This window comes from Acinetobacter sp. NBRC 110496 (assembly GCF_000876115.1).
GTDB lineage: Bacteria > Pseudomonadota > Gammaproteobacteria > Pseudomonadales > Moraxellaceae > Acinetobacter.
The window spans coordinates 32,374-48,751 of record NZ_BBTF01000020.1 but is presented as its reverse complement, the minus strand read 5'-3'; the positions used below and the strand labels follow the sequence as shown (position 1 = coordinate 48,751).

14 protein-coding genes and 1 pseudogene are annotated in these 16,378 nt (G+C 42.1%); 8 read left to right on the top strand and 7 right to left on the bottom strand.

Annotation, left to right across the window (positions count from 1 at the left end):
• Window positions 1-25: 25 nt before the first annotated feature.
• Window positions 26-1,030, bottom strand: a complete 1,005-nt coding sequence (locus Aba26S_RS11490) for a hypothetical protein (RefSeq protein ID WP_005243488.1) — start codon at window positions 1,028-1,030, stop codon at window positions 26-28.
• A 25-nt stretch (window positions 1,031-1,055) separates the two neighbouring features.
• Window positions 1,056-2,072 carry an alpha/beta fold hydrolase gene (locus Aba26S_RS11485; RefSeq protein WP_005243486.1) on the bottom strand — a complete coding sequence of 339 codons (1,017 nt, stop codon included), beginning with the start codon at window positions 2,070-2,072 and terminating at the stop codon, window positions 1,056-1,058.
• A 233-nt stretch (window positions 2,073-2,305) separates the two neighbouring features.
• Between Aba26S_RS11485 and Aba26S_RS11480 the strand changes: the two genes are divergently transcribed.
• Complete coding sequence (locus Aba26S_RS11480) at window positions 2,306-2,920, top strand: carbonic anhydrase (RefSeq protein ID WP_032861893.1); 615 nt, start codon at window positions 2,306-2,308, stop codon at window positions 2,918-2,920.
• Between the two features lie 100 nt (window positions 2,921-3,020).
• A complete protein-coding gene (gene aac(6')-I, locus Aba26S_RS11475) occupies window positions 3,021-3,461 on the top strand; it encodes an AAC(6')-Ighjkrstuvwx family aminoglycoside N-acetyltransferase (RefSeq protein WP_005243483.1) in 441 nt (146 codons plus the stop codon).
• Window positions 3,462-3,484: 23 nt separating this feature from the next.
• On the opposite strand, the gene Aba26S_RS11470 is transcribed toward aac(6')-I, so the two are convergent.
• A complete protein-coding gene (locus Aba26S_RS11470) occupies window positions 3,485-4,114 on the bottom strand; it encodes an arylesterase (protein WP_010590051.1) in 630 nt (209 codons plus the stop codon).
• A 36-nt stretch (window positions 4,115-4,150) separates the two neighbouring features.
• Here Aba26S_RS11470 and Aba26S_RS11465 point away from each other — a divergent pair, with 36 nt between their 5' ends.
• Together Aba26S_RS11465 and Aba26S_RS11460 are read left to right on the top strand one after the other, a co-directional pair.
• Entirely contained in the window at window positions 4,151-4,855 is a 705-nt protein-coding gene (locus tag Aba26S_RS11465) for an ABC transporter ATP-binding protein (protein WP_016651652.1), read from the top strand.
• Entirely contained in the window at window positions 4,852-7,335 is a 2,484-nt protein-coding gene (locus Aba26S_RS11460) for an ABC transporter permease (protein ID WP_043972038.1), read from the top strand. The genes Aba26S_RS11465 and Aba26S_RS11460 overlap by 4 nt, the downstream gene beginning before the upstream one ends.
• A gap of 96 nt (window positions 7,336-7,431) precedes the next feature.
• Here the strand turns inward: Aba26S_RS11460 and Aba26S_RS11455 are convergent.
• Both Aba26S_RS11455 and Aba26S_RS11450 read right to left on the bottom strand, forming a co-directional pair.
• Window positions 7,432-7,856 (bottom strand): annotated as a pseudogene (locus Aba26S_RS11455) (VOC family protein).
• 289 nt (window positions 7,857-8,145) lie between these two features.
• Complete coding sequence (locus tag Aba26S_RS11450) at window positions 8,146-8,952, bottom strand: rhomboid family intramembrane serine protease (RefSeq protein WP_005243471.1); 807 nt, start codon at window positions 8,950-8,952, stop codon at window positions 8,146-8,148.
• 72 nt (window positions 8,953-9,024) lie between these two features.
• On the opposite strand from Aba26S_RS11450, the gene mtgA reads away from it, so the two are divergent.
• Complete coding sequence (gene mtgA, locus Aba26S_RS11445) at window positions 9,025-9,699, top strand: monofunctional biosynthetic peptidoglycan transglycosylase (RefSeq protein WP_005243470.1); 675 nt, start codon at window positions 9,025-9,027, stop codon at window positions 9,697-9,699.
• 114 nt (window positions 9,700-9,813) lie between these two features.
• Complete coding sequence (ppk1, locus tag Aba26S_RS11440; RefSeq protein WP_005243456.1) at window positions 9,814-11,892, top strand: polyphosphate kinase 1; 2,079 nt, start codon at window positions 9,814-9,816, stop codon at window positions 11,890-11,892.
• Window positions 11,893-11,942: 50 nt separating this feature from the next.
• On the opposite strand, the gene Aba26S_RS11435 is transcribed toward ppk1, so the two are convergent.
• The gene (locus tag Aba26S_RS11435) at window positions 11,943-12,986 is read right to left on the bottom strand and encodes a nitronate monooxygenase family protein (RefSeq protein WP_005243453.1); all 1,044 of its coding nucleotides are present in this window, start codon (window positions 12,984-12,986) and stop codon (window positions 11,943-11,945) included.
• A 114-nt stretch (window positions 12,987-13,100) separates the two neighbouring features.
• Window positions 13,101-13,802, bottom strand: coding sequence for a VIT family protein (locus tag Aba26S_RS11430; RefSeq protein ID WP_043972035.1), 702 nt, complete (start codon window positions 13,800-13,802; stop codon window positions 13,101-13,103).
• A gap of 233 nt (window positions 13,803-14,035) precedes the next feature.
• Here Aba26S_RS11430 and Aba26S_RS11425 point away from each other — a divergent pair, with 233 nt between their 5' ends.
• Together Aba26S_RS11425 and wecB are read left to right on the top strand one after the other, a co-directional pair.
• Complete coding sequence (locus Aba26S_RS11425) at window positions 14,036-15,247, top strand: M48 family metallopeptidase (RefSeq protein WP_005243449.1); 1,212 nt, start codon at window positions 14,036-14,038, stop codon at window positions 15,245-15,247.
• 2 nt (window positions 15,248-15,249) lie between these two features.
• A complete protein-coding gene (wecB, locus tag Aba26S_RS11420) occupies window positions 15,250-16,377 on the top strand; it encodes a non-hydrolyzing UDP-N-acetylglucosamine 2-epimerase (protein WP_043972031.1) in 1,128 nt (375 codons plus the stop codon).
• Window position 16,378 lies beyond the last annotated feature (1 nt).

Below are 16,378 nucleotides of genomic sequence, written 5' to 3'. Positions count from 1 at the left end.
GCAAAAGGATAGGGCAGAAAATGCCTTATCCTTTTTTATTTAAAATTTGATTGACTGGCTCAGAATAATAAAATTTCTCTAAATAAGCACGTGCACGCTGTCTTAAATAACCCGTGCTAATCACTTGCTGTAAAACAGGGCTGAGCAAATGACTGAGCTCATTTTCAATCAACGCTTCGTCGATATTCAGATCACGTAGTAAAAGATCAAAGCTACGTTCCTGATTACGGGCATACCATGCATAGACGCCATCATGCACTTGTTGCTTCAGGTAAGGGGTTTGACGAATATGTTCCCAAATCTCATGTCCCATGCCCACGGTCTGCGGCAGGTCTTGGACTTCGATATAATTTTTCAATACAGATAAAGGCATCACTTTGATTTTATGCCAGAGATTGGCCTGAAAATGATATAGCTTGTCATCATTGAAGTGCTGGTTTAATACCTTTTCACTCATTTGACTGATTTTTTGAATATTCTTTTGTAAGTAGTTTCCGATCGCTTCATTTAGATTTGAATCGGTCACGGTTTCTAAGACCGATTTCCCCATTTTCATAAAATGTCCCACACCTGGCACACGCTTAGACATGGAATTATCCAGATAGTCTTGGATAGAGTGTTGAATCAGTTGGGTGATCAGTGCAGAAAAAGCAGGGTTATTGACGATGGTTTTAATCAGGCGTTGGCGATGTCCACTTTTGCTGGCTACGTATTGCGCAATCGAATCAATGGTGAGGACTGGAATCACATCTTCAATGCGAGTTTGATCATTGATGGGATGAATCAAGGCAAAACGGATATGTTCAGCAATTTGTTCGACTAAAAATGGACTGGCAGGTGTAGCTAAAATCTGCTTTTCAATCAGGTCAAAGATTTGTTCAAATGACCACAGATGTCCTAACTGTTGTAAGCGCAACCAATGATAGAACTGCTTAAACTCATGTTGAATGGTTTCTGCTTGTGCAAACTCATGCTCTAAAAAGTCAAGTTGTGCATCAATCAGTTGTTCTATCATTGGCTGTTTAGACATAAAATCTCAAATCGTTACGGTAAATTTAGGGTGAAGAAGAGGTTGCTGGCTTTTGTACCTGAATCTTGCTTAAAAAGGGAAGGTATTGCTGTACCACCAATTGATCTGCTTCCAAGATCGGCATATGACCTACATTGTCCAAGATTACGGGTGTTTGGGCATTCTTCAGGAGCGATTTTAACTCAGGCGCTACTTCAACATTAATAATCTTATCTTGCTTTCCCCATAGGATCAGGGTTGGTGCATCGATTGAGCGAGCCAGTAAGGCAAATGAATCCGGTGTATACAGCTTATTCAAAGCAATGATTTGGTCGACCATTTTCTTGGTTTGTTCAACTTGACCAATCATCATTTTCTCTTGTGCTTGTGCAATTTCCTTTGGAATGAACGGTGGTGTAAACATGGCTTGTTGCATTAAGAAGTTAAAGTCACCTTTCTTACTCACAATCATGTTTTTTACTTGGGTTGGGTCTTTAAGATAAGGCGTGTTAGCAGATTTATAGACCCCCGCAGCATCAATCAAGAACAGGCTTTTGGTTTCAAATGGGTATTGGCCTGCATATAGCATGGCAATTGAACCACCTAATGAATGACCTGCAACATGAGCTGGCCCTGTCAGATTGGCTGCTTCGACAAAACGACGTAATTTTTCAGTTACGTTAGGTACTGAATAGTCAAAATCTTTGGGAACCTGTGTTTCACCGCTGGCGGGTAGGTCTGGAATGATGACATGGTAGTTTGCAGTTAAGGCGCGTGCAACACGATTCCAGTTGTCTCGACTGCCAGCCAAGCCATGAATTAAAATGACAATAGGTTTACCCACTTGACCGCCTTCACTATAAGACCAGGTGATATCTCCTACCTTTAAGGTCTTGCTTTGTAAGCCAGCCCAAGTACGTTCTTGTTGGAGCAGATTTTGGAAACTCATCTCAATTTCCGCAGCCTGCGTGGTGCTGATCGCGATTGTAGTCAAACTGCATGCCAGTAAAGCCGCAGTTAATGTCCTGCGAAAGGGCATGGCAAATTGGTTTTTTGTATTCATTGCTCTATCCTTGATCTATTTTTACACTCATGGATTATTGGGGAAAGTGCGAAAGGAGTCATTTGCATAATCTACAGCTGTATGGAAATTCTTGCCAATGAAATCATCATTTTTCCTTTATTTTCCTGATTAAAAGATTAGCAAGTGTTCTGAGAGTTTTTATTTTTGTCAGTGACTTTCAAACAGGTGCACATTAAACTGTCCGCTCAGGTCAATTATAAATGGATACACGCATGCTCACCGCACAAGAAGCATTAGATCGTTTAAAAGCTGGTAATGCCCGTTTTGTAAAAGGAGAGGCAGTTCAACAAAGATTATTGTCTCATCAGGAACGTGCCGAAATGGCAAGTGATCAAAATCCTTTTGCCATTGTTTTAGGCTGTTCTGACTCACGTGTACCTGCTGAAATGGTATTTGACCAAGGTTTAGGTGACCTGTTTGTAATCCGTGTTGCGGGCAATATTGTTGCACCTTCACAGGTGGGCAGTGTTGAGTTTGCGGCAGAGCGCTATGATTGTGCAGTCGTGGTGGTTTTAGGCCATAGCCATTGTGGAGCGATTCAAGCGACCATTGATACCTTGATGCATCCAGAGCAACCCCCGTCATCGAATTTGATGTCGATCGTGAATCGTGTGCGTCCTTCGGTTGAAATCTTGATGCAAACCGAATTGAAAAACGATTTGAAAAAACTCTCGGCCCATGCAGTTCGTTCCAATGTATTTGCCTCAGTGAATCAACTACGTCACGGTTCTGCTGTGTTAGAAAGTTTAATTGAGAAAGGCAAAATGATCGTGGTCGGAGCTGAATATTCGCTAGAAACGGGCGAAGTTAGTTTCTTCGATTTTTAAAGTAGATGGCGAGTTGAGAAACTCGCCATAATTTTATGATTAATGCTTTATATCCTTCATTGATAAAATCTGGATGTTTCAACCCAAAGAGCATTCTGCAATGAATATTATGCCTGTATCTGAATCCCTGATGGCAGATTGGTTGGGATTGAGAAAACTGCTCTGGCCTGATCATGACGAGGCACATTTACAGCAAATGCAGCAGCTACTTCAACAGACACAAAGCTTGCAGCTACTTGCATATTCAGATACTCAACAAGCGATTGCCATGCTGGAAGCATCGATTCGATATGAATATGTAAATGGCACGCAAACTTCACCAGTTGCATTTCTTGAAGGAATTTATGTCCTTCCTGATTATCGACGTTCAGGCATCGCAACACATCTGATTCAACAAGTAGAAGCATGGGCAAAACCGTTTGGATGTACTGAATTTGCCTCGGATGCAGCCCTCGACAATCGTATTAGCCATGCGATGCATCAGGCGCTTGGTTTTCATGAAACTGAACGTGTGGTTTATTTCAAGAAACACATTGGCTGACGCGCTAGTAATCAATGCGTGATTTATAAAGCGCCTTTAATATAAGGATAAGCTAAATTTAACAGCATGGGTTGCGCTTTGGCGTTGGGATGAATTTGATCATTTTGAATTAAATGCTTATGCCCAGCGATGCCTTCTAAGAAGAAGGGCAACAGCTTTACTTGATATTGTTGGCTAACCACTTTGTAATTATTTTCAAAAGCAGTGTTATAGGCAGTTCCATAGTTCGGCGGAATTTTCATACCAAACAATAAAACATTGGCCTTCTGTTTTTGGCTAAGCTGTACCAATTGTGCAAGGTTTTTTTGAATCATTTGTGGCGGTTGGCCCCGTAAGCCATCATTTCCTCCAAGCTCAATCACGACGACTTCTGGCTTATAGGTTTGTAACAGTTTCGGAAGTCTTGCCAATGCACCGCTGGTGGTTTCACCACTGACACTTGCATTGACCACTTTGTGCTGTTTCGGATACTGTTGGTCTAAGCGTTGTTGTAATAACTGAACCCAGCCTTGCTTTACATCAATGCCATAACCTGCGCTGAGGCTATCACCCAAAATTAAAATAGTCTTTGCTGAAACCCATGTTGGGGTCAAACACATTGTGATGATCCCAATTGCTTTTGATACTGACCAGATAACTTTAGATTTTTGCATCGTATTTCAAATTTGTCCTAAAGGATACGTGACATCATGCCACAACCGATTATCTCTGCCCAAAAAGTTACACAAAATATTCAAATCAATCAGCAAAGTCTCAGCATTTTAAAAGACATTGATTTAGACATTTATCAAGGTGAACAGATTGCGATTACAGGTCGATCAGGTTCAGGAAAATCAACCTTATTGGGCATTCTTGCGACACTGGATCGACCAAGTCTGGGCGAATTATGGGTGTGTGGGGAAGCTGTGCATACTTTAACGGAAGAACAACGGGCCCGTGTTCGTTTAGAAAATATTGGCTTTGTATTTCAGTCTTTCCAACTGTTACCCCAGTTAAGCGCATTGGAAAATGTGATGCTGCCACTACGCTTGCAGCCTGATTTTAATTTCAAGCAGGCGGAACAGAAAGCCTTGCTATGGCTGGAACGGGTGGGCCTGATTCGACAAGCACAGCAAACACCGAAAGTACTATCCGGAGGGGAGCAACAACGTGTTGCGATTGCACGTGCCTTGATTGCGGAGCCGAAAATCATTTTTGCTGATGAGCCGACAGGCAATCTGGATGGACAAACTGCGGAAGAGGTTGAGCAACTGTTATTTGATTTAAATCAGGAGTTAGGTACGACCTTAGTCCTGGTCACTCATGATCAAAACTTGGCTGCACTTTGCCAACGGCATGTCAAACTGGTTGATGGTCAAATTCAGGAAATCGTCAAGCAGCCGGAGGGGATATGAGTTCAGTGCTGAAACCTTTACTGCAGCAAAGTTTTCGTACAGGTGGTTTATATCTCCTGATTATTGCGCTGTCTTTGGCAATCAGTGCAACCACGGCACTTAAGTTCAGTAATACCCAAGTGCAAAATGCTGTTGCGTTACAAGCAGCTGAAATGTTGGGTGCAGATCTGGTTCTATCTGATAAGGAGCCCATTCAACTCATTTGGCTGCAACAGGCAGATAAGCTGAAGTTACAACATGCAGCAGTGACTGTATTTAGTTCGATGGCACATAACCAAGATCAGTTTGTGATGGTCAATGTCAAAGCGGTAGATGATCATTTCCCATTACGTGGCCAATTACAGATTCAACCCAATGCAGGAACGATACAGCCAGGTCAGGTTTGGCTAAGTCCGCGGGCGATGGATCTGTTGCAGACCAAACTAGGTGAGCCGCTTGCGATCGCAGATGGTCAGTTTAAGGTTACAGGCATTATTGAGCGTGATTCCAATCAGGAAATGGGTTTCTCTGGTTTTTCTCCTACAGTGATTATTCATCAGGCTGATATCGCCAAAACCAATGCTGTTCAGGTCGGGAGTCGAATTGAGTATCGACTGCTCCTTGCAGGAGAGCCAAAGCAAACCCAAGCCTTTAAAAAAGCTTTTCAGCAATCTCAAAAGCTTGAACAGGAGATTGATCAGCCAGTAGATCAACAGCTGGAGAGTGAGCAGGGTTCGCTGAAACTTAGAGATGCCAGCCAATCCAATAGCCGTTTGATGAAACCGATCGAAAATCTGGATACCTTTTTACAGCTTGCCAATTTATTGACCATTTTGCTCTGTGGTATCGCGATTGCTTTAACCAGTCAGCGTTATGTGCAACAGAATCAGGATCATATTGCGTTGATGCGTTGTTTAGGTGCGAGTAAGCGACAAATTTTATGGGCGTATATTGCCTTGCTTGGCATCGTCAGTGCCTTGTCAATTGTACTGGGGAGCTTAATTGGAATTGCGTTGGGCTATGGTTTGCTACAATTGATGTTGCAACTGATTCCACAGCTGCAATTGAGCTTTGCACTGGCTGATTTGCTTTATGCTTTACCGATTGCAATTTTTACCAGTGTGATGGTGCTGATTGGCTTTATTTTGCCGAGCATTTGGGAATTGTTAAATACTCCTCCGATTCGGGTGATTCGCCAACAAGAGCGTTCACGTAAGTCTTATCTGGCAATGTTCGCAATTGGTATTGTCAGTTTGATTCTATTTAGTTTGGTGTTGAGTGATAACTTACAATTAAGCCTGTTGGTGTTAAGCGCAATATTGTTGCTTTGCGTGATTTTGTATGTGGTGATTTGGCTGCTACTCAAGACGATTAAACAACTGAAACATCCTCTTGCTGCCTATGTAAGGATTCCACATCAAACCGCTTTGCAGGTCACAGCATTGGCTTTAGGCTTGAGCTTGATTACAGTCTTGAGTGTGCTAAGAACTGACCTATTACAACGATGGCAACAACAATTGCCAGTGGGGACGCCGAATCAATTTGTTTATGGTCTGCCACCATTTGATATGCCGCAGTTTAAACAGCAAATTGAGCAAAATGGTTGGCAGTCAACGCCACTTTATCCGAATATTCGTGGGCGTTTGGTTGCTAAAAATGGTCATGCCTTTGCACCCGAACTGGTCAGGCAAAACAATTCATTGCGCCGTGAATTGAATTTGACTCAAACAGATCATTATCCTAAAGACAATGTGATTACCCAAGGCGTTGCCAAATTTAGCAAAATAGGGCAAGTGTCAGTCGAGCAAAAAACCGCACAGGAGCTTGGTATTCAAATTGGGGATCAACTCAGTTTTAGTTTGCCAGAAGGAACATTAGCAGCAACGGTAGTGAATTTACGTTCCGTTGAATGGGAGAGCTTTAGTCCGAATTTTTTCTTTATCTTCTCACCTAAAACCATGGATGAAAATGCAGGAAGTTATTTGGGCAGTTTTTATCTGCCCCCTGCGGATCAACCGAAAATGGTGCAATTGATTCAACAGTTTTCTAATACAGTATTTATTGATGTGGGGCGGGTGCTGGATGAAATTAAACGCTTGGTGAATGTGCTGGTACAGATCATAACGGTACTGGCTGCCTTAGTCGGCTTCTCTGGCGTATTGGTATTGATTGCATGTCTGAATGTGCTGATGGATGAACGCCGTAAAGAGGTTGCTTTACTACGTTCATTTGGCGTTGCCAAGAGTAAGTTAAAACGTATGCTTAGTCTGGAGATTGGTTTTATTGGCCTGTTGGCCGGTGTGGTGGCGTGTTTGTTCGCCGAAGTGATTAGTGCGATTGCCAGTCACAGGATGCAAATGGCAGTGCAATGGCATCCTGAGATTTGGCTAATCTTACCGCTGAGTATGATGATCATTTGTACCTTGATTGGTCGTTATCGCCTGAGCTATTTATGCGATATCCCACCTTTACAAAGTCTAAGAGAAATCAATCAGTCTTAGAGGCTTAACTACTTTTTTTGGCACAGGATTCTATGCCTTAACGGGTCGAATCCTGTGCTGGTGTAATGAGGAGTGATCATACGGTCACTGTAAAGATTAGCCCTCTAAGGGGATGAGCTGCGGATTCCAGACAATTTCCCATAGATGCCCATTGGGATCGGTAAAATATCCAGCATAACCGCCATAAAATGTACTTTGAGCTTCTTTGATGATGGTGGCTCCAGCTTCTTTTGCGTGCTGCATGATCTCATCAACTTCATTCTTGTGAATGACATTATGTCCAATCGACATGGCAGTTGAACTGATAGGATGTTTGATTAATCCTGCATCCCGAGCGAGATCATCTTGCGCAAAGATTGCAAGCTTGAGTCCATTTTGAAGATCAAAGAAGGCGACAGCGCCATGTTCAAACTCTCGTCCAATAATGCCTTCAGTTGGAAATCCAAGACCATCACGATAAAAATTAGAGATTGTTCTAGGTCGATAACACCAAGTGTTAAAACAGAAATTCGTGGTTTCATATCTATATCCCTTTTGATTTCATAGATACACTTATCCAGCATAAGTGTATTATTCGTCATGGGCCGTTCATGGAATAACGGAAGAACTCGTATTGACGGGGGAATGGGCCAACCTTCCCAAACCTAATCTGTTTTAGACTCAATCAGCATAATCAGAGGTGAAAATTTAGTCAATAAGAACAGTGTATTCATGTATTTTATGAGGCTCAACACAGCGCACTCCATGATGGATTCCTACTGCTATCATTGTAATTTTCGCTCTACAACGCCGAAGAGAAATCCATCAGTCTTAGAATGTTGACTGGTTCTGGCGCAAGATTTCATGCCATAAAGGATTGAGTCCTGTGCTTAACGCCGTGCAATACCAATAAAATGCAGCAAGTAAAATAAATCCAATCATTAAAGCCATGATTTGGAATACAACTTTATTCTGCATTTTTTGGCTGAAATACCATGTTGCTGCCAGTAAAGCACCCATCAGCATGCCACCGATATGTGCGGCATTATTAATACCTGAAACGGTAAAACCAAAGATGAGGTTAATCCCCATAATCATCAGTAATGATTTTTTATCGAGCCAGAAACGTTGCTGCGGTAAGGGCGGAAATAAGGACACTACGGTGAGTGCTGCACCGAGACCCATCACTGCACCTGATGCACCTGCACTGATCCGTGGTAAGAGATTTGGATCAAAGTGCTGCAACAGTTCATAGCCATCACGAATGCTTAAATAGCTTGATAGGACACTGCCCATTAAACCTGCAAGAAAATATAGTCCAACATAATAACTTCGTCCAAACAGTTGTTCCGCAATACTGCCAAAGATATACAGCGCCCACATATTCAACATCAAATGAATCATGCCAAAATGAAAAAACATACTGCTGAATAGGCGTTCTGGTTCACCAGTAAAAGTCAGTGGAGTAAAATCTGCACCCCAGGCAATTGCATCTACTGGGGCAGGGTCGGTAATATTCACACCTGAAAGAATTTGCCAGCCAAATAATCCGACATTGACTGCAATCAGTAGCGCAGTAAACCACCAGGTTTGTATTTGCAATTTTTGATTGATTTGTGGTGGAGTCGTTTCAGTCATATGTTTAGGCTAGTTATTGATATATAAAATAGCTTAGCATGAATTTATTGCACGATGGAGTGATGCAGTTTAATGAAAGCCTTTTTAGCACGCTTAGTAATGTTGGTTATTGGCGTCATTCTCCTGATCCAACTGTGGATTTTTAGTAGTTTGCTATGGTGGCGTACCCACCCTGTTGAAACCACGATGTTTATGCGTTGGGACTATTTAACCGACTTTAAACCGATCAAACAGGAATGGCGTGATTACGATGATATTAGTGATAATTTCAAGCGTGCTATTTTAGCGGGCGAAGATGCCAAGTTTATTCATCATCATGGTTTTGACTGGGCGGGAATTCAATTTGCATTAGAAAAAAATACTGAAAAAGGTGAGCTGGTGGCAGGCGGTTCAACGGTTTCACAACAGCTGGCTAAAAATTTATTTCTCTATAATCAGCGCTCCTTCATCCGTAAGGGTCAAGAAGCAGTTGCAACGTGGATGATGGAACGGATGTGGTCAAAACGCCGTATTTTAGAAGTGTATATGAATTCGGTTGAATTTGGTCAAAATATCTATGGCGTTGAGGCCGCAGCTCAATTCTATTATGGCAAAAGTTCGAAAAGTCTAAGTCGAGAGCAGGCGGCTTTCTTGGCGGCTTTACTCCCAAATCCAAAGTATTATCAAGACAATCGCAATGATCGTAAGCTGCAGTATCGTAAACGTGTGATTTTAAAATATATGAATGCCATACAACTTCCGCAATAATTTGCTGAATTTCAAAAAAAGCTCAATATTTTTGGGCTTTTTTTACCAAATTGACATAATTTTGCAGCATACTAAAAGCATCACTTGATGAATGATAATGCGACAAGGTTCAGTATGAATACTGCAGTGACGACAACAGCGCCAATAGAATATAGTTATAACGATCGTTATATTAATCGTGAACTTTCAATTCTCGATTTCCATCTTCGAGTACTTGAGCAGGCTGTCGATCCACTTCACCCATTATTAGAACGGATGAATTTCCTGCTGATTTTTTCACGCAATCTCGATGAATTCTTTGAGATTCGCGTTGCAGGGATGATGGAGCAATTAACCTTAGGCAATGAAAGTCGTACTCCAGATGGTTTAACCCCAAAACAGGTGTTAGAACAAATTTCAAAAACCACACATGCTGCGATTGAACGTCAATACCGGATTTTAAATGAAGAAATATTGCCGAAGTTACGTGAAGAAGATATTTGCTTCTTGCGCCGTGGTGAATTAACGCCTGCGCAATCGGCATGGATTAAGAAGTATTTCCAAGAGCAGGTTGCTCCTGTACTCACTCCAATTAGTCTTGATCCCGCACATCCATTTCCACGCTTAGTCAACAAAAGTTTAAATTTCATTGTGACTTTGGAAGGGAAAGATGCATTTGGACGTCAGATTGATCTCGCAGTTGTCCCAGCTCCGCGCTCTTTACCACGTGTAGTACGCTTACCTGATGAACTTACTAATGGTAAAGAACATCATGTGATGCTGTCAGCGATTATTCATGAACATGTCTCTGATTTATTCCCTGGGATGACAGCAACAGGTTGTTACCAGTTCCGTGTTACTCGTAATGCCGATCTGGCCTTGAACGAAGATGTAGAGGATCTGGCCAAAGCGTTGAAAGGGGAGCTGAGCTCGCGTCGTTTTGGCCGTGCAGTACGTCTGGAAGTCACACATAACTGTCCAAAGCATATCTATGAATACTTGTTGGATGAGTTCGATTTGAACGAAGAGCAATTGTATCGAGTAGATGGGCCAGTGAATTTGGCGCGGTTACTGTCGAATTTTAAACGTCCACATTTACGTTATGACTCGCATACCCCTGTGATTCCAAAACCATTTAAAAAGTCGGAAAGTATTTTTGCCGCAATGCAAAAACAGGATATTTTGCTACATCATCCGTTTGAATCATTTGCACCAGTGATTCAATTGTTGCGTGAAGCGGCCCGTGATCCCCAGGTGTTGGCGATTAAGCAAACCCTTTACCGCAGCGGCGCTGATTCAGAAATCGTACAGGTACTTGCAGAAGCAGCCCGCAATGGTAAAGAGGTGACGGCAGTAATTGAACTGCGTGCCCGTTTTGATGAAGAATCAAACATCGAAGTGGCCAACGTTTTGCAAGAAGCGGGTGCAGTGGTCGTTTATGGCATCGTTGGGTATAAAACGCATGCCAAAATGATTCTGGTGGTACGCCGTGAAAACAATAAACTGGTACGTTATGTGCATTTGGGGACGGGGAACTATCATGCCACCAATGCACGTATTTATACCGACTATGGTTTGATGACCACCGATAAAGACTTGTGTGAAGATGTACACCGTATTTTTCAGGAATTAACGGGTATGGGGAAAATGGCGAAGCCGAAAAAGCTACTCCATGCGCCTTTCACTCTGCATGCACAATTGATCAATTATATTGATGAAGAAATTGTCAATGCCAAAGAAGGCCGACCTGCACAAATCATTATTAAAGTGAATGCCTTAACCGAAGTTCAATTGATTAATAAACTCTATGAAGCATCGCAGGCCGGTGTTCAGGTTGACCTGATCATTCGTTCGATTTGCTGTCTACGTCCTGGTCTGCCAAATCTTTCGGAAAATATTCGTGTTCGTTCGATTGTCGGGCGTTTCTTGGAACATACTCGGGTTTACTATTTTAGTAATAATGGTAATCCACGTATTTATGGTTCAAGTGCGGACTGGATGGATCGCAATTTATTCAACCGTGTTGAAGCCTGTTTCCCGATTGAAGATCCTGCATTGAAAAAGCGGATCTACCAACTCGGTTTATTGAATTATCTCAAAGATAATCAGCAAGCATGGGTGTTACAAGGCGATGGTGTTTGGGATCGTGCACGACCCGTGGAAGGTGAAGAGCCGCATAATGCACAGCATACTTTGCTAGAAGCAATTAAATAAGTTCATAAAAAAACCGACCTTGATGAGGTCGGTTTTTTTATTGTCGAGATTTAGTTGGTTTTCATTTCTAGGACCAGTTGATTGACCAGATCAGCTGCTTCTAATTCTCTGATTTGTGCTACATTACTGCCTGCCCAAAAGGCGCCATAACTAAAATCCTGCTGTGCATTGGCAATGCTCATGAGCTGTTTGGCCAGATCATAAGTATAAGGATATGGTGGTGTAGCGGGTCGATGCGGTGAATCGATTTGGGTATGCCATGTACCAATTAAACCGCGTGCCGGACGGCCTGAGAGACTGGCACTGACTTGGGTTAATGGTTGACTGAACAGGGCTTTACGATAGGCGTTGTTGGTACTTGAACTTTTACATTGAACAAAAGCGGTTCCTAGTTGTACACCTGATGCACCAAGTTTTAGCATTTCTTTGGCATGGTCACCATTCATGATACCACCTGCTGCAATCACCGGAAGATGACAGTGCTGGGTGATGAGTTGAACCAGATCAGCAGTCTTTATCGCAGCATCAAAATGTTGATTGAAGATACCACGATGCCCGCCTGCCTCGATTCCTTGAGCAATAATAATGTCAATACCTGCGGCTTCAATCGCTTGTGCTTCAAGTAAGTTGGTTGCAGAAACCAGTGTGACAATACCCGCATTTTTTAAGGCCTGTATTTGATGTGGGTGGGGGATGCCAAAATGAAAGCTGACTGCTTTGGGGCGTGTTTCCAGTACGATATTGAGGAAATCATCATTATCTAAAAAGCTGGGATAGATACAGTTGAGCTGAGTTGGCGCTTTCGCTGCAAATTTCTCAAATTGGGGGCGAAGATAATCAATCCACTGTTGAGCTATTTCCTGCTGCAGGGAGACCGATTGATGGCAAAAAAAGTTAACCTGAAAGGGCTGATCTGTCAGTTCTTGAGTTTTTAAGATTTGTGCTTTGGCACTTTCTGCTGTATTGGCTCCTAATCCTAAAGAACCGAAAGCGCCTTGATTGGAAACCTCTGCTGCGAGTTCTGGTGTAGAAACACCTGCCATTGGCGCGAGTAAAATTGGATGCCTGATTTCTAATAATTCTAAAATTGACATGAAGCAAGACTCATTACATTTTGTATCACCTTAACGTAAAAACAAAAAACCATGCAAATAATAATCGCTATTTAAGTATTGAATATAGACAGACTTTTAGACTTAAAAAGTATTTTAAATCGGGGTGACATTAAAGAGTGAACCGACCCAACTTGAGAATGCCATCGCCAAAATGCCCCATACTGTAATCCGCAGACTACCTTTTAACATCGAGGTGCGTGCAAAATAACTGGATAAAGCACCGAGCAGTGCCAGTGAAATAATGCCTGTGATCAGGACTGAACGTGCGATCCATGTGCTTGGACTAAGCAGAATTGCCAGCATAGGTAAGGCAGCACCGCAAGAAAAAGAAGCGGCAGAGGAAAGCGCTGCTTGGACAGGATTGGCTGCGGTATTTTCATGGATACCGATCTCATCGCGTGCATGGGCGCCAAGCGCATCATGCTCAGTAAGTTGCGTGGCAACCTCATGGGCAAGTTCAGGGTTTAGGCCGCGCGAAATATAGATTTGTGTGAGTTCTTTGAGTTCAGCATGTGGGTTTTTTTCCAGCTCTTTGGCTTCAAAACGAAGATCTGATTTTTCAATATCTTCTTGGGATTTGACGGAAATGTATTCTCCAGCTGCCATTGATGTTGCACCTGAAATTAACCCAGCAATACAAGTAATCAATAGAGTATGTGAGCTTGCACCACTGGCAGCCATTCCCATAATTAAACTGGTTACGGAAATGATGCCATCATTGGCGCCTAAAACAGCGGCCCGTAGCCAGCCTGAACGTTGTATCACATGAGGTTCTGCATGTTGAGAAAAAGACATAATTTTGCTCTTTAAACAGGGTTTAATCTAATCTGGTTTTACAGGGTAATGTATGATTTGTTTGTAAAATTCTATTGATGATTCATAAACTTAATCTATTATAAAATAACTTATTTTAACGATAGCATAACCATGATTTGGTTATTATATATGAATAATTTAACACTTTAACTTTTTGGGTTACATTGATTTTTTATTGTCCATATTATGAGTATTTTTAGTTGAGATCTGCGATGAAAAATTCCAAAAATACGCTGCTGAGCCATACGCTATTACTTTTAGGTCTCACTTTACCGATACAGGTCATGAGTGCCGAGCCTGATTTCGTTAAAGAAGGGGATGCAGCATATAAACCAGGCAATCCAATTTATGACCGTTGGGATAAATTTTATAAAATTGAGCAAAGCCAGCCAGAAGAAGCTGAAAAAATTCTGATCGAATTAGGGCGATTGACACCGCAAGATATTAAGGTATGGAAGAGCTTGACTTATTTGCAGATTCGTCTCAATAAGCAAAAGGACGCAATTCAAAGCGTACGTAAAGCTGAACAGTTAGCGCCGCAAGATGAGCAACTCAAACTGCAAGAAGCCTATTTATTGAATCAGCAGAAAAGAAATCAAGAGGCTTTGGTCATTTTTAAACATTTATCGACCTCATCAGATGCAGAGATCGCCGCAAAATCACAACAAGCCGTACAGAACTTAAGTGGTCCAGCCGTGCAATCGACTTTTAAAGATATTTATTTTGCTCCTTCCTATGAGTCACGCTATGACGATTTCATTTTCCCATTAAAAATGCGTTACGGGAAAAACTTGGAGGGTGGTCGAGCCCAAGTGTATGGCTTTGTGAATTTGAATCGTGACACCAAATCCAAAGGTGGGGTACGCCCAGAAATTATTGATGAAAATGCTGTAACACTCGGTGTCGGGGCAAATTATCAGCCTTGGCAATCTATTCCAGTCCGTGCTTATCTGGAAGTGGGTGGTAGCTATGATTTGATTGACCGTAATCGGGATAAATTTCGTGAAAGTGTAGTCGGCGGTGTTACCGGTTATCAGGAATGGTACGCCAATCCAGCCTTAGAACAACGCACAATCTGGAATGATTACTTTACTGATTTATATGGCAATGTCGCCAGTTATTCACGAGAAAATTATAACATCATTGCTGACCTGAGATTACGTTCTGGTTTTAATCTTTATCGCGGTGAGGCGGGTACGGTACAGGCCTATGGCAAACTGCATACCCTCGCGGACTCTAAGGGCGAAAATTATAATAATTTATTTGAATATGGGGCAGGGCTTGCCTGGCAGCCTTTTAACTATGTTCCTGTAAAATTGCGGGTTGAGCGTTTATACGGCCGTTATTTAAAAGATGCTCTAGCCGATGGAACAGAAAATTATAACAACACACGTACTGAACTTGTATTTTATAAGGATTTCTAACAATGAAAAAACTCATTTCAATTGTCTTTGGAACACGACCTGAACTGATTAAATTAGCACCAGTTATTCTACTGGCTCAACAGGATGCTCGTTTTCAGGTTGAGGTTATTTTTACGGGGCAGCATGACGAATTGGTCCGAGATGCCATTGAATTTTTTCAAATAAAAATTGATCATCGTTTGAAAATGATGAATGCTGGGCAAAGTTTAAATCAGTTACTGATACAGGGTTTAAGCCAGTTAGAAGATATTTTTAATGATGGTCAACAGCGTAGTGCAATTGTCATTCAAGGTGATACCACTACAGTTCTAGCCGCAGGCTTAGTTGCTTTTTCTATGAAAATTCCTGTGGCACATGTAGAGGCAGGTTTACGTTCATATGATTTAGAGCATCCATTTCCAGAAGAGGGAAATCGCCAACTGGTATCCAGAATTACCAAGTGGCATTTTGCACCAACGGAGCAATCGAAACAAAATTTACGACAAGAGCATATTGCTGCGGAAGGAATTACAGTAACCGGTAACACTGTGATTGATGCTGTTTATTTAGGTCGTGAACTCATCCAGCAGCAGGGTACGCAACTGAATCAATTACAGCAACATGGACTCAGCTTTCCAGCACAGGCACGCGTTGTGCTGATTACTGCACATCGTCGTGAAAACTTTGGGACAGGGATTCAAAATATTTGTAATGCTGTAACGTATTTGGCAGAAACATATCCGGATGTCCATTTCGTTTGGCCTGTGCATTTAAATCCTGCTGTGCATGATGTTGTTCATGCAAGATTTGATGGACATGCTCAAATACACTTAGTTAAACCACTGGATTATCCAAGTCTACTTGCCGTTATTGATCGGGCGAGCTTTATTTTGACAGATTCGGGTGGCTTACAAGAGGAAAGTCCTTCATTCCATAAGCCCGTACTTATTTTAAGGGAAACAACTGAGCGCCCAGAAGTTGTGCAGGTGGGAGCGGGGATTTTGGTTGGAACTTATCAAGACAAGATTGTTCAGGAAGCAGAAAAATTATTATCGGATCAAGCTCATTATGCCAAAATGGCAAATGTGCCAAATCCATTTGGTGATGGCAAAGCATCACAGCGAATTCTGGACCAGATCGCTTTAGGTTAAT